Origin of the sequence: Shimia sp. R11_0, from assembly GCF_017744035.1 — a bacterium.
Taxonomy (GTDB): domain Bacteria; phylum Pseudomonadota; class Alphaproteobacteria; order Rhodobacterales; family Rhodobacteraceae; genus Shimia; species Shimia marina.
Genome location: NZ_JAGHQY010000014.1, coordinates 1 through 13,791 on the forward strand (window position 1 = coordinate 1; position 13,791 = coordinate 13,791).

General features: G+C 57.7%; 13 protein-coding genes. 3 read left to right on the forward strand and 10 right to left on the reverse strand.

From position 1 onward, the window contains the following. Nucleotides 1-187: 187 nt before the first annotated feature. The 3 genes from J7382_RS19145 to lepA all read right to left on the reverse strand — a co-directional run bounded on the left by J7382_RS19145 (nucleotide 188) and on the right by lepA (nucleotide 3,244). Nucleotides 188-883, reverse strand: coding sequence for an adenylate/guanylate cyclase domain-containing protein (locus J7382_RS19145; RefSeq protein ID WP_209070599.1), 696 nt, complete (start codon nucleotides 881-883; stop codon nucleotides 188-190). Between the two features lie 3 nt (nucleotides 884-886). Continuing rightward, nucleotides 887-1,270, reverse strand: coding sequence for a Pycsar system effector family protein (locus tag J7382_RS19150; RefSeq protein WP_209070600.1), 384 nt, complete (start codon nucleotides 1,268-1,270; stop codon nucleotides 887-889). Nucleotides 1,271-1,441: 171 nt separating this feature from the next. Beyond that, nucleotides 1,442-3,244, reverse strand: a complete 1,803-nt coding sequence (lepA, locus tag J7382_RS19155) for a translation elongation factor 4 (RefSeq protein WP_209070601.1) — start codon at nucleotides 3,242-3,244, stop codon at nucleotides 1,442-1,444. A gap of 483 nt (nucleotides 3,245-3,727) precedes the next feature. On the opposite strand from lepA, the gene J7382_RS19160 reads away from it, so the two are divergent. Beyond that, a complete protein-coding gene (locus J7382_RS19160; RefSeq protein ID WP_209070602.1) occupies nucleotides 3,728-4,690 on the forward strand; it encodes a hypothetical protein in 963 nt (320 codons plus the stop codon). Between the two features lie 479 nt (nucleotides 4,691-5,169). Further along, on the forward strand, nucleotides 5,170-6,828 hold the full coding sequence (locus J7382_RS19165) for an adenylate/guanylate cyclase domain-containing protein (RefSeq protein WP_209070603.1): 1,659 nt from the start codon (nucleotides 5,170-5,172) through the stop codon (nucleotides 6,826-6,828). Here J7382_RS19165 and arsJ read toward each other — a convergent pair. The 6 genes from arsJ to J7382_RS19195 form a co-directional block, all read right to left on the reverse strand. Next, nucleotides 6,825-8,081 carry an organoarsenical effux MFS transporter ArsJ gene (gene arsJ, locus J7382_RS19170; protein WP_209070604.1) on the reverse strand — a complete coding sequence of 419 codons (1,257 nt, stop codon included), beginning with the start codon at nucleotides 8,079-8,081 and terminating at the stop codon, nucleotides 6,825-6,827. The two genes, J7382_RS19165 and arsJ, sit on opposite strands and share 4 nt — an antisense overlap. 169 nt (nucleotides 8,082-8,250) lie before the next feature. Then, complete coding sequence (locus tag J7382_RS19175) at nucleotides 8,251-9,261, reverse strand: ArsJ-associated glyceraldehyde-3-phosphate dehydrogenase (protein ID WP_209070605.1); 1,011 nt, start codon at nucleotides 9,259-9,261, stop codon at nucleotides 8,251-8,253. 55 nt (nucleotides 9,262-9,316) lie between these two features. Further along, the gene (gene arsB, locus J7382_RS19180; RefSeq protein WP_209070626.1) at nucleotides 9,317-10,354 is read right to left on the reverse strand and encodes an ACR3 family arsenite efflux transporter; all 1,038 of its coding nucleotides are present in this window, start codon (nucleotides 10,352-10,354) and stop codon (nucleotides 9,317-9,319) included. A 4-nt stretch (nucleotides 10,355-10,358) separates the two neighbouring features. Next, nucleotides 10,359-10,907: an arsenate reductase ArsC gene (locus tag J7382_RS19185; protein ID WP_209070606.1), complete on the reverse strand. Its 549-nt coding sequence runs from the start codon at nucleotides 10,905-10,907 to the stop codon at nucleotides 10,359-10,361. Nucleotides 10,908-10,923: 16 nt separating this feature from the next. Then, nucleotides 10,924-11,253, reverse strand: a complete 330-nt coding sequence (locus J7382_RS19190) for a metalloregulator ArsR/SmtB family transcription factor (RefSeq protein ID WP_058239442.1) — start codon at nucleotides 11,251-11,253, stop codon at nucleotides 10,924-10,926. Nucleotides 11,254-11,348: 95 nt separating this feature from the next. Further along, nucleotides 11,349-11,804 (reverse strand): Lrp/AsnC family transcriptional regulator, encoded by a 456-nt coding sequence (locus J7382_RS19195; RefSeq protein ID WP_209070607.1) that lies wholly within the window; start codon nucleotides 11,802-11,804, stop codon nucleotides 11,349-11,351. A gap of 118 nt (nucleotides 11,805-11,922) precedes the next feature. On the opposite strand from J7382_RS19195, the gene J7382_RS19200 reads away from it, so the two are divergent. Further along, entirely contained in the window at nucleotides 11,923-13,329 is a 1,407-nt protein-coding gene (locus J7382_RS19200; RefSeq protein WP_209070608.1) for an aminotransferase class V-fold PLP-dependent enzyme, read from the forward strand. A 9-nt stretch (nucleotides 13,330-13,338) separates the two neighbouring features. Here the strand turns inward: J7382_RS19200 and J7382_RS19205 are convergent, their stop codons facing one another. Next, nucleotides 13,339-13,758, reverse strand: a complete 420-nt coding sequence (locus J7382_RS19205; RefSeq protein WP_209070609.1) for a PaaI family thioesterase — start codon at nucleotides 13,756-13,758, stop codon at nucleotides 13,339-13,341. Nucleotides 13,759-13,791: the final 33 nt, after the last annotated feature.

Below are 13,791 nucleotides of genomic sequence, written 5' to 3' on the forward strand. Positions count from 1 at the left end.
GGGATGGGGGGGATGGTTCGTAGTGGTTGATGTGAGCACAACAGAGGGCAGCGCCTGACCCTGGGTGGGTGCTGAAAGCGCCCTCCCGTGGGGAGGGTCGGGCGCTGCCCGCGCCGGGCGTTGGGAGTGAGTTTTGGCCTGAAGGGCAGAGCCCAAGGACGCTGTCGGTACAGCATGTCTCTCGCGGTTAGATCACCCAAGACCAGTTTGATCGATAAATTTTCATGTTATTCATTGACGTCCACCTTCGACTTTCCCACATTGGCGTCCTGTGTTTCGAGCTAACCTTACCGGTATCGCCTAACCTCTCGTAGACCCTATGGGTTATCCAAGTCGGATACTCGCTCGGAAGTGAGTTAAGCTTGGCAGCCAAGTTTGCTGAGTTGCCGATCCAACTCAAATCGTTGTCTCCTCTTACCCCCGCGTTAACAACAAGCAGGTCTGAGGTGTCAATTCCGACTGTGTGTTTTACTACATAGGGGGTCGAGTACCTCGCTGCTATTTTTGGGTTCACAATGTTTTTCACAGCCCAGTTCAACTTAAGAGCCGCCTTCACAGCATCAGTATTCGGAGTATCACCTGTAAAAACACCCATAACCCGATCGCCATCAAACGATCTGATTTCGCCACCCTCACCCCGAATGAGACGAGAAGCGCAATACAAAAAGGATTTATAAACTTCCGCTGCGAACCAGTCTTTGTAACCGGCTACCAAAGCAGTAGATGAATCCAAGTCAGCATACATTACTGTAGCAGTAATACGCTTTCCTATGTTGCCAGCCCCGATGTTCTTGGCATCGGGAACGACACGTGCTTCGACAAATTTCCATTGGGAACCAAAGGTATTGTCGACTTTATTTTCCAGTTCTTGCCTTAGTCCCATTATCTATCCAACTACTATCGCGACTATCCAAAACGGAATGCCAAGCGTTATCGCGACGATACTTTTTCCGATGTTCTTGTGTTTCTGGTGCGCTATTTCAGCGTTTCTGTGAATTTGATTGGCCAAATCTTCCTCAACATCGGCATCCACAGCTTCGGCAACCTTGCGCCGAAATGCTTCAATCTGAACTTCTGAGATCTTGCCAAAGAAAATGGAGCTTTCAATCGGTCCCTTTAGCCTTGGGGACAACGCCGACTTCGAAAAATACAAACTGATGCACAACAGAAAGGTCGAGACTAAAACAGGCAAGTCTTGAAGGTAATTTTCTACGCCTGCTAACACAAGCATTGGCGTATCAACCAGCAAATTATTGAATTTTCGAGCCAAACCCGGATCTTTGATCCGGATCGCGCTTGTCGCTGAAGGGGCAATAAGAAAGGCCGCTCGGTTGAGCGGCCTTGGGTGTTTGAGGCTACTGCCCCGCGCCTTCGAGAGGGCGTGCGCCCGCGAAGGCGCTGCCTTCGCTTCCGCGCACTCGCGCTCGAAAACGGACGATGTTTAATCGTCCATTTTGAGCGCGCTGATAAACGCTTCCTGCGGGATATCCACCTTACCAAACTGACGCATCTTTTTCTTACCGGCTTTCTGCTTGTCCAGAAGCTTACGCTTCCGGGTGGCGTCACCGCCGTAACACTTGGCCGTCACGTCTTTGCGCAGCGCGCTCAAAGTCTCACGCGCGATGACCTTGCCGCCGATGGCTGCCTGGATCGGGATCTTGAACATGTGGCGCGGGATCAGGGTTTTGAGCTTTTCACACATCGCCCGGCCGCGCATTTCCGCGCGGTCGCGGTGCACCATCATGGAGAGCGCGTCCACCGGCTCGTCGTTCACCAACACGGACATCTTCACGAGGTTGTCTTCGCGGTAGCCGGTCATCTGATAGTCAAAGGAGGCATAGCCTTTGGTCACCGATTTCAGACGGTCGTAGAAGTCAAACACCACCTCGTTGAGCGGCAGGTCATAGACACACATGGCACGGGAGCCCGCATAGGTCAGGTCTTCCTGAATGCCGCGGCGGTCCTGACAGAGCTTGAGCACGTCGCCGAGGTATTCATCCGGCACCAGAATGGTCGCCTTGATGCGCGGCTCCTCAAGGTGATCCACCTTGGACATGTCGGGCATGTCGGCGGGGTTGTGCAGCTCAATCATCTCGCCGTCTTTCATATAGACGTGATAGATCACAGACGGCGCAGTGGTGATGAGCTCGATGTTGTACTCGCGCTCAATCCGGTCGCGGATCACTTCGAGGTGCAGAAGGCCCAAGAAGCCGCAGCGGAAGCCAAAGCCCAGCGCGGCGGAGGTTTCCATTTCAAAGCTGAAGGATGCGTCATTCAGCGCCAGCTTGTCGATGGCGTCGCGCAGGTCTTCAAATTCCGCGCTGTCCACCGGGAAGAGGCCACAGAACACCACCGGCTGCGCAGGTTTAAAGCCCGGAAGGGCCTCTTCGGTGCCGTGGCGGTCATTGGTGATGGTGTCACCCACGCGGGTGTCGCGCACCTGTTTGATGGAGGCGGTCAGAAAGCCGATCTCGCCGGGGCCGAGGCTGTCCACCATCTGCATTTCAGGGCGGAAGACGCCGACGCGGTCCACGGAATGCAAAGTGCCGTTGGACATGAATTTGACGCGTTGTCCCTTTTTCAGGGTACCGTCCATGATCCGCACAAGCACGATCACGCCCAGATACGCATCATACCAGCTATCCACCAGCATGGCCTTGAGCGGCGCGTCGATATTGCCTTCGGGCGCAGGCAGCTCTTTGACAATGGCCTCAAGCGTTTCATGGATGCCCTGCCCTGTTTTGGCGGAGACCTGAATCGCGCCGGTGGCGTCGATGCCGATCACATCTTCGATCTGCTCCGCCACGCGGTCACAATCGCTGGCCGGCAGGTCGATCTTGTTGAGCACAGGAACCAGCTCGTGATCGGCCTCAATCGCCTGATAGACGTTCGCAAGCGTCTGCGCTTCGACACCTTGGGTGCTGTCCACCACCAAGAGCGAGCCCTCAACCGCTTTCATGGAGCGGGAGACCTCATAGGCGAAGTCGACGTGGCCGGGGGTATCGATGAGGTTGAGCACATAAGTCTCCCCATCATCGGCCTTATAGTCGATACGCACGGTGTTGGCTTTGATCGTGATGCCACGCTCACGTTCGATGTCCATGCTGTCCAGCAGCTGGTCCTTCATGTCGCGGTCTTCCACTGTGCCCGTCTCCTGGATGAGGCGGTCAGCAAGGGTGGATTTACCGTGGTCAATGTGGGCCACGATGGAGAAATTGCGGATTTTGGACAGATCGGTGCTCATGATGCGGGATATGATGGGGAATCTTGTCTTGGTCAAGCAGCGCTGTAGGGTGCGGGGGAGGTTATTTGGGGTGAAACAGGTGTTTGGGTGGTAGAAGCGGTACAGTTTGAGAACTTAAATCACGTGGACCAATGGTTGAAGACAAAGGACGTCCGCGTGAGCCATGCATTTGCCGCTCGGGCGGCGCTACGCACGCTGCCCGCGGCGATGGCCGCACAAAACCAAGACCTGACAGGGATGACATCGGATCAGTTTCTTCTAACCTGTTTTCGAGCAACGCTTACAACCGCAGTTGCGAGCACATGTCCAACTTCCAGTGTGAGAAAGGTCAGAGCGCTTTCAGACACTCCCGCCACCGCTTTGCAAGCCCTTCGATTCGACATCAAAGCATCTCCGACAAGCCCAAACCGCGCCAAACATGTGCAAGCCGCAGCCCAAGCCGCTTGCGCCGCTGCCATCTCTGCTCACTGCTCTTTAGGAGTCATGGACGGCGCTGCCGACGAGGCAGACCGCTCCACAGCCCAATCCGCAGCCAGTGCAGCAGTAAGCGCAGCGGCACGTTCCCTCGCTAACCGAGCCGCCATGCAAACCGCTGCCCTTTCAGATGGCACCCGCCTGCGCGACGAGGGAGTAGACGCGCATTTTACAGCGCCGCTTTGGAGCGATGACGCCCCTGTTTCCGATCTCTTGGCGGGCTGGGAAACCTTTCAGAAAAGCCCCGATCCACATGGCATCTGGACCTTTTGGATTAAGTGGTATCGCGGGATGTTTGCGGGCAGTCCGATGGACTGGAGCCTGCAGTTGCAGGTGGCTTTGATTGCCGATGCGATTTGGGAAGATGGCCCTGAGGCGGTTGCGGCGGCTATTCGCGATATTCAGACGGATAAAACTGGACCTGCCCCGTTGGAAGAAAAACTTCTGCGGAAGCACGTTGAGTATCTTTTGAGAAACCCCACCCTGACAGAGGCCACCGCTCTAAATGGTGCGGATGCGATTGAGCGAGCGATTGCCGATTATCTGCGCGAGGCGCCTGCGAATTGCTTACCCGAGGATCTGAAACACCTTGAAGCGCTGCCGCAGCATTTCAAAGCCATTGCGCGTGTCATCGGGAACCAGGTCGGCAACACCGAAAAAGAAAACCGGCTTGTTGACGAGATTTCCAAGCTGCATGCGCGCGTGGCTGAGCTGGAGAAGGAACTCGCCGTTGCAAAGAGCAAAGAACGGAAAGGGGTTGTCTCTCAAAATGCCGCCGCGTCCTTAGGCAAGACGATTGGCAGCCTGCCATTTTGGGGAGTCCTGGCGACGGGAACATGTTACTTTTTCGGCGTTACTCCGAGTGATCTGAGCCTTGAAAACCTGCGGGACTATTTGGCCGAGTTGTCTCGCGCAAACTCAGAAGCCACCACCCCTTCGATCCCTACTTTGCCCTCAAGCACAGACGTTTAAGAAAAATACTAAGAGCCGAGCTGTAGGGGGCCTTTGTTGGGGAGCGGCAACAGAGGATCGCGCCCGACACCGAGGGCGGCTGTCAGGTTGGCAAACCGCTCTCCGCAAAGGCACAGCTCTTGTCTCACTCAGCCGTGACAAAATCGCACCCGCCCTGGGGGGCGGGGTCACTCTCGGGACTTTGCGTTGCAAAGCCCTGCCGTCAGCGGGGTGCGATCCGGATCACAGGTGATCCGGGTAAGGGCTAGCGTTAAGAGCCTAGCTAAAAAGAGCCCTTGTTGGTGAGCCGAACCACCCGCCCCCCGATCATGCCTTCGTGAGCAGTGTGACAGGCCCTTGTCACGCAGATAGAAAGAAAATAAACACGCCGCTCTTGAACCTGCCCCCGGCAGGCCCAAGATTCTAGACCAATCATACTTCGACTATTAAGCTACCCGGAGCGATGCTGCTCTGGCAGCCAATCATCAAGGACCTCTCCCATGCGCCGTCGTTTGACCACATTGATGTGTGCGGATCTGGTTGGCTATTCCGCCCTTATGGGAGAAGATGAGGCGCTGGCTGTGGCCTCCGTGCAGGAGCTGCGCAAAACCCATCTGGAACCTGTCGCGGCCACCCATGGCGGTGAGGTGCTCAAGCGTATGGGGGATGGCTGGATCCTGTCTTTCCCCAGCGTGGAAGAGGCACTGGACTGCGCCGAAGAGGTGCAGAGCAACCTGGCCGATCACAAGGTGATCAAGCTGCGCATTGGCTGTCATATCGGCGAGATTGTCGAAGATGAGGCGGATTTCTACGGCAATGGCGTCAACATCGCGCAGCGTATTGAGACAGAAGCGCCTCCCGGCGGGGCCATGTTCTCCGAAGATCTGTTCCGCCAGCTCTCTGAGGCCCGCCAGCAGGAACTCAGCGATGTCGGCATGTTCAATCTCAAGAACATCGCCACCCCCATGCGCCTCTATCAATGGCGACCGGCCAATCTGACAACGGCGCCCAACAAAGGCACGCTGCCCACCATCGGCTTTGAGCGCTTTGTCGCAGCCCCAGATACGTCAGAGACCGCCGCCGTGGCACAGGATCTGCACGATGGTATGGTGCAGCTCTCCATGAAACGCACTGGCATCACCACAGTGGATACCGCCAGCGTTGAAGCAACCCCTACCCTGTTTTTGGTACACGGCCGACTTCGTGTCGCGGGCAGTCGGGCCCGCTTTACCGTTTCCCTGATCCTGCGCCGGGATATGACCACGCTCTGGACCGAAAGCTACGATGGGGATCTGGATGACCCCTTTGCATTTGTGGATGAGATCCTGCCAACGGTGAGTTCGGACCTGCGTATGCAAACCATCCAATATGATGGCAACCGGCTGGCGCATCTTAAAAATTCACAACTGAGCGTCTCTGAGCTGCGCGCTCGCGCCGCTGGCTTGTTCCTTAAACAAACCCTTTCTTCTTGGGAAGAGGGCTATGCGGCGCTGGACCGTGCCGTGTTGCTCAGCCCAAAGGACGGCATGTCACTGGCTATGCGCGCACAAAGCCGCCTGAACCTGGCCAACATTCGCTTTCAAACGTTGAGCGAGGAGGAACTGACCGAAATCGGGCAGGATCTGGATATGGCCATAGCAGAAGCGCCCAACAGTGATTTTGTCTTCTGGGCGCGTGGGGCCTATCGCCTGCGCGTGCTGCGCGATCTCAAAGGCGCGGCGGCAGACATCGAACATTCGCGTCGCATCAACCCCACATTCCTCGGCTTTGTGGACTTGCTCACGCAATTGGCGCTGCTTGAAAGCAAACCGCAAAAAGCGGTCGAGGCGCTGGCAAGTTATGTGCAGAGCAGCAGCAATGATCCATTTCGCGTAACCCGCCTCGCCTTCACCTCCCGGGTCTATCTGGCGGCGGGCGATTATGCGATGGCGCGTGTGACTGCGCTGGAAGCGGCCGATCTGCGCCCCACAGACCGTGGCTTGCAATTGCTCAAAGCGCTGGCCTGTCACAAGGCTGGTGACGCGCGCAGCCTTGCGGCGGCGCGCCGGGCCGCGGCGACGCTGTCCAAACAGCCCTCGATCGCCATCAACGAATTGACCCTGCCCGAAGAAATGGCATGGATCAACGCTGCGCTACACCCAGAGGCCGAACCACTCTAAACCGCGCGCAGCCGCTTTGCCGCCCACCAGCTGAGCGCAGACATAAGCGCGGCGGTGAACAGGCAGAGCCACAAGCCGCCGATCTGATAGCTGAGACCTGAGAGCAAGGTGCCGAGCAGCCGCCCGGCGGCGTTGGACATATAGTAAAATCCCACATCCATGGTGACGCGCTCATCCGAGGTGAAGGCCAGGATCAGGTAACTGTGCACCGAGGAATTCACAGCAAAGACAAAGCCAAACACCAACAGCCCCACAATCAGTATGGCGGTGAGCATGGTGGAGGTGTCAAGCATCAGCACGGCGGCGGTGAGCGCCAGCGGGATCAGGGTGAGGTAGCCAACCCAACTGATGGCTTTGCCGACCACCTGATCGGTGCTGGCATTGGCGGCTTTCAGGATGCGCGGGGCGTTGCCCTGCACCGCGCCGTAAAGGATGATCCAGACCGCCATAAAGATGCCAATGATAAAGAAGGCTTCGCGGCGCCCCTCAGAAGTGCCATCAGAAAGCACCGCGTTGAAATAGACCGGGATACCGACCACAAACCACACGTCGCGCGCCCCGAACAGGAACATGCGCGCCAAGGAGAGCCGGTTTACATTGGGGTCTTTGGAGAAGACCTGCGAGAGCTTTGCTTTCTTGGAGCCCTGCGGCAGGCCTGAGGGCATAAAGGTCACTACTCCTGCGAGAATCACCGCGAGGATGATCGCCATACCCCAGACCGAGACCTGAAAGCCCCAGAGCGCCAGCAGCGCAGCCCCCAGAAAGAAGCCGCAGCCTTTGACCGCATTTTTGGAGCCGGTGAGCAGCGCCACCCAGCGGAAGAGCCCGCCGCCCTCTTTGGGGGCGAGCAGTTTGACCGCCGATTTGGAGGACATTTTGGAGAGGTCTTTGGCCACGCCGGAAGCCCCCTGCACGCACATCACAAAGATCACAGAGGCGGTCACACCCCATGCGGGATCAAGTTGTGCCAATGCGATCAGGGCGGCGATCTGAATGGTGAGACCCGCATAAAGCGTGGAGGTCAGACCAAAGCGCGCAGCGATCCAGCCAGCGGAGAGGTTGGTGACAATGCCCATGACCTCATAGAGCAGGAACAGATAGGCCAGCTGGATCGGGGAGAAGCCCAGCCCATTGAAGTGCAAAAGCACCAGCATGCGCAGCGCGCCGTCGGTGAGCATAAAGGCCCAATAGGCGGCGGTGACGGTGATATAGGCGGCAAGGCCGTCTGGTTGTGAACTTGAGCCGGCGGTCATATCCATCTCCTAAGGGTCGCGCCCGACCCTAGGTGGGCGTGAAGCGCCCTACAGTTTTGTTGTGGCGCGCCTTCGGCGCGACGGGGAGGGTCCCTTTCGGGTGCTTGTTTCACAAGCCCCTACCGGGCAAATAGGGCGCGGCCCGTGCCAACGGCACGAGCCACCAGAATTACAGGCTAGCCAAAACCATGCGGGTGACATCCGCGAGGCGGAAGGCATACCCCCACTCGTTGTCATACCACGCGTAGACTTTCACATGGCGGTTGTTGACCACACGGGTGGAGAGCGCATCGACGATGGTGGAGCGGTCATCATTGGTGAAATCACAGCTCACCAGCGGGCGGGTTTCATAGCCCAGAATGCCGTTGAGCTCGCCTGCGGCAGCCTCGGCAAAGAAGGCGTTGACCTCCTCGGCGGTGGTGTCGCGGCTTACGTCAAACACGATGTCGGTGAGCGAGGCATTCAGCAGCGGCACGCGCACGGCGTGGCCGTCGATCTTGCCATCCATGTCGGGGAAGATCTGGATGATCGCCTTGGCGGAGCCGGTGGTGGTCGGGATCAGGGAATTGAGGGCAGAGCGCGCGCGGCGCGGGTCTTTGTGGGCGCGGTCGACGATGGTCTGCGTGTTGGTCACGTCGTGGATGGTGGTGAAGCTGGCCTGCTCGATGCCCAGTTTCTCGCGGATCACCTTGACCACCGGCGCGATGCAGTTGGTGGTGCAGGAGGCGGCGGTGATGACCTTGTGGGCGGCCGCATCGTAGGTGGCGTCGTTCACGCCGTAAACGATATTGGCCACATCGCCTTCTTTCACAGGGGCGGAGACCACGACCTTTTTCACGCCCGCGTCAAAGTAGGGCTGCAGTTTGGCGTTGGTTTTGAAAACCCCTGTGCAATCCACCACCAGATCAACGCCCAGCTCTTTGAGCGGGAGCTCTTCGATGGACCAGGCTTCGGTCTTGCGCATCTGGTGGCCGTCGATGGTGATGCTGTCTGCGTCATAGGCGAAATCGGCGCGCCAGCGGCCGTGCACCGTGTCAAACTCCAAAAGATGCGCGTGCAGCTCGGCATCGCCGGAAGGGTCGTTGAGCAAGACGATTTCGGCATCCAGACCGAGGTCGAAGAAGCTGCGGATCACCAGCTTGCCCATGCGGCCAAGGCCATTGATTGCGATTTTGGTCATGTGTCTACCTTTTTAACACGGACGGCGGCGGCCGACCTCGGGAGGAAGCGAAGAGTTAAGCAAACCAGCCGCGGGTGCGGTTGGCGAAAGCGACAAGGCTGAGCATCACGGGCACTTCCACCAACACACCGACAACGGTGGCGAGCGCGGCACCCGAGCCAAGGCCAAAGAGCGAGATGGCCACGGCCACCGCCAGTTCAAAGAAGTTCGAGGTGCCGATCAGAGCGCAGGGGGCGGCGACCTCAAAGGGCACTTTCCAGAGCCGCGCTGCGCCATAGGCAATGAAGAAGATGCCGTAGGTCTGGATCAGCAGCGGGATGGCGATCAGCAGGATGTTGAAAGGTTGACTGAGAATGGTCTGCGCCTGAAAGCCGAAGAGCAGCACCACGGTCAGCAAGAGGCCACCCACAGAGGTGGGGCGCAGGCGGTTGCGGAAGACCTCAACCGCCGCCTCGCCGCCCTGCCCCATGAGGCGTTTGCGGGTGACGTAGCCCGCAATCAGCGGCAACAGGATGTAGAGCACGGCAGACAGGATCAGGGTTTCCCATGGCACAGTGATTTTGGTCACGCCAAGCAGGAAGGCCACGATGGGTGCAAATGCGATCACCATGATCAGATCGTTCACACTGACCTGCACCAGCGTGTAATTGGCGTCGCCCCGCACAAGGTTGGACCAGACAAACACCATCGCTGTGCAGGGCGCCGCGCCCAGCAGGATCACCCCGGCGAGGTATTCACTGGCGGTTTCCGGATCAATCCAAGCCGCAAAAACATACTCAAAAAACAAAACGCCCAGCGCGGCCATGGTGAAGGGTTTGATCAGCCAATTGACCACCAAAGTGATCACCAGCCCTTTGGGTTTGCGCCCCACATCCGCCAAGGCACCAAAATCAATACCCACCATCATCGGGTAGACCATGGCCCAAATCAGAACCGCTACAGGCAGGTTGACGGCGGCCACTTCCAGACCAACCAGAGCCCCAAAGAAACCGGGCATAATACTGCCCAGCACAAGCCCTCCAGCAATCGCAAGCGCAACCCAAAGCGACAAAAGACGCTCAAAGGTGCCAAGCCCAGCATCCTGATGATCCATCACATCAGTCACGATTTTTCTCCCGATGTTTGCGAATTGCCGTCAGGATGTCTTCGCCATCCCGACTTCCGATATCTTCAAGCCTGGATTTCAATGCCACAGCATTCAGCCCCTCCATGGGCAAGTTCACGAAAGCCGAAATCCGGTTGCGCAGCATCCGGTAGGTTTCAGAAAAGGCAACGCGCTTTTCAGCCTCAGATCCTTGCATCACTGTGGGATCGGGCATCCCCCAATGCGCGGAGATGGGCTGCCCGGGCCAGACCGGACACTCTTCCTGCGCTGCCTGATCGCAGACAGTAAAGACAAAATCCATATGCGGACCATCGGCAATTGCAAACTCATACCAACTTTTGGAGCGGGCAAAGCTGGTGTCATGATTGAGCCGATGAAGCAGGTCCAATGCATAGGGATGTGGGCGCCCCTTGGGATGCGACCCAGCGGAAAATCCTTTGAACCGCCCCATGGCCTCACGTTCGAGAATGGCTTCTGCAAGAATGGAACGCGCAGAATTGCCGGTACAGAGAAACAGCACATTGTAGGTTTTTTGTGTCATCGCTGCGCTCTCTTCATTAGCCACAGGTGAGATCTTTGATAAGCGGCTGGCAAAGATCAGGACGACCGCCACAGCAATCTTCCAGCAGAAAGCCGAGCAACCCCCGAACGCCTTCCGTATCGGCAAAATAGCGAATGCTGCGCCCCTCACGCTGATTGCGCAGAAGATCGGCCTGCAACAAGACGGAGAGGTTCGCAGAAAGCGTGTTCTGACGCACATCCAAAGCATCGGCAATTTCACCGGCGGCCAATCCTGCATCTCCCGCCTGTATCAACAGGCGGAACGCATCAAGACGCGTGGGCTGCGACAGTGCGGCAAAAGCCGCGAGAGCTGATTTTTTATCCATATATCGTGAATTATGGAAATATAATACAAAGTGCAAGCCCTGATTGCCTGTAAGCGATGACGTTTTTATGACAGTCCCTTATTCAGCGGCACACCTCAGCCATGCACATCTAAGGGACGATCCTCCAACATGGTTTCCATCGAAAAATATCCAGTGACCGTGTCGAGCTCAAACCCGGTGGTCAAGCGGCGATACACCGCATCATAGCCCGCCATGCCGGAGGTCACGATCTTCAGCATGTAGTCCCAGTCTCCCCCAATACGATGCATCTCAGAAACTTGGGGAATACGCGCCACATGCGCTTTAAATGCCTCTGCCCACTCCACCGAATGGTTGCGCGTGCGTACCATGACAAAAACGGTCAAATCCAAGCCCACCGCAGCAGGATCAATCCGCATCCGAGCCCCGCGCAGGACGCCGCCTTCCTCCAAACGTTTCAGCCTGCGCCAAAGCGCATTTTGAGACATCCCCACGCACTCTGCAATTTCCCGTTGCGACAAGGCGGCGTCTCGCTGCAGTACATCCAGTATTTTTCGATCAAGATTATCCATATTTCGTATATTTATAGATCATTTGACCCATGTTCAAACGAAAATTGCAAAATATAAGTGAGTTTTTTGAAGATTTCCTTGGGTAATATTCACCAAACCCCATACAAAAGAGGCCTCAATGTCCAATCTCACCCGCCCCTACACGCTCTTTGCCGACAGCCTACGCACCGCCTCCGATGCGATTGACGACCTGCGTGATGGTCTGATTGGCGGTGATATTCACATCGACACCCCCTCAGGACCACGCAAACTGGTCTATGCCGACTACGTTGCCTCCGGGCGTGCCTTGCGGCAGGTAGAGACTTTCGTCATGGAACAGGTACTGCCCTACTACGCCAACACCCACACAGACGCCTCCCTTTGTGGGGCCCGCATGGGCGCCCTGAGAGAAGGCGCACGGGCAGTGGTGCGCTCTCACTGCGGCGCAGATGCGGATGACCATGCCGTGATCTTTGCTGGTGCCGGGGCCACCTCGGGCCTCAACCATCTGGTCCATCTGATGCAGATTGGTGCTCAAGACACCGTCATTGTAGGCCCCTATGAGCATCACTCAAACCTGCTGCCATGGCGCGAAAGCGGTGCCAAGGTCATCGAAATCCCCGAAGGGGTTCTTCCGGGCCCAGATCGCTCCGCCCTGACCAAAGCTCTGGCAGAGCACGGGCTGAACGGGCGGGTGATTGTCGCCATGAGCGCCGCGGCCAATGTCACCGGCGTCTGCACGGATGTGGCTGCCATCACACGACTGGTCAAAGCCTATGACGCCCTGATGGTCTGGGACTACGCAGGCGGCGGCCCCTACCTGCCCATGACCATGTCCCCCACCAAAGGGGCGGAAGTCGATGCACTGGTGTTTTCGCCTCATAAATTCATCGGTGGCCCCGGTGCCAGCGGCGTGTTGGTGCTGCGCAAAGATGTGGTACGATCCGAGATCCCCTATCGCCCCGGCGGTGGCACGGTGGCCTTTGTGAACGCCCACGAACACGACTATGTCGCGCAGCTGGAACAACGCGAAGAAGGCGGCACGCCCAATGTCATTGGTGATATTCGAGTGGGGCTGGCACTGACGGTGAAAGACGTCATCGGCGCGGCCCAAATGAATGAACGCAATGCCGCTCTGACAACGCGCGCCTTTGAGGCATGGGGCCCTTCCCCGCATGTCGACCTGCTCGCAGCCCAACGCGACACGCGTCTGCCAATCTTGTCTTTTGTGCCGCGTGACCACCATGGCACCCGCATTGATCACAACGCCTTCACCCGCGCCCTGTCTGAGCGCTATGGCATTCAGGCGCGGGGCGGCTGCTCCTGCGCGGGCCCCTATGTGCATGCCTTGCTGGACATCGACGATCCGCAATCTGCCAACATCCGCAAAGACATTCTCTTTGGCGAGGGCGCGCGCAAACCGGGGTTTGTGCGCCTCAACCTCAGCGTTCTAATGACAGATGAGACGGTCGATTACATTCTCAACGCGGTCACAGAGCTGGCCCGCACTTGGGCACAGGAAACACCACAGGCCCTTGCTGGCTGAGAGAAACGCCTAGAGCGTCGTGGCCCGGACCTTAAAAGCCCCCGAGCCGCGCGCGATGCGCTCCCCTGTCTCATCACAGATGCTGCCCTCTGCGAAAAAGGTCTTGGCGCCGCCACCCGTGCGCCAACCTTCCGCAATCAACCGCCCCCCTCTGGGCCGCGATAGAAAATTCGTGGTCAGCGACAGTGTGAGCGCAAGCTTTTTGTGATCCGCTGTGCCGGTGTAGCACCCGGCAAACCCCATCACTGTATCAAGCAGCGTCGCATAGATGCCGCCATGCGGAATGCCTGCACGGTTCATCAGATGCGGTGCCAGCGGCAACTCAAGGCGCGCGTAATCCTCATCCCAATGGGTGAGCTCAAACCCGAGGTGCTTTTGCAACCCATAAGGGGTTTCGTCGAGTGCTGGATCGAAAGGGGCATAAGTCATGCACAGGTCCGTCTAAAAGTTGCAGCGCTCGGC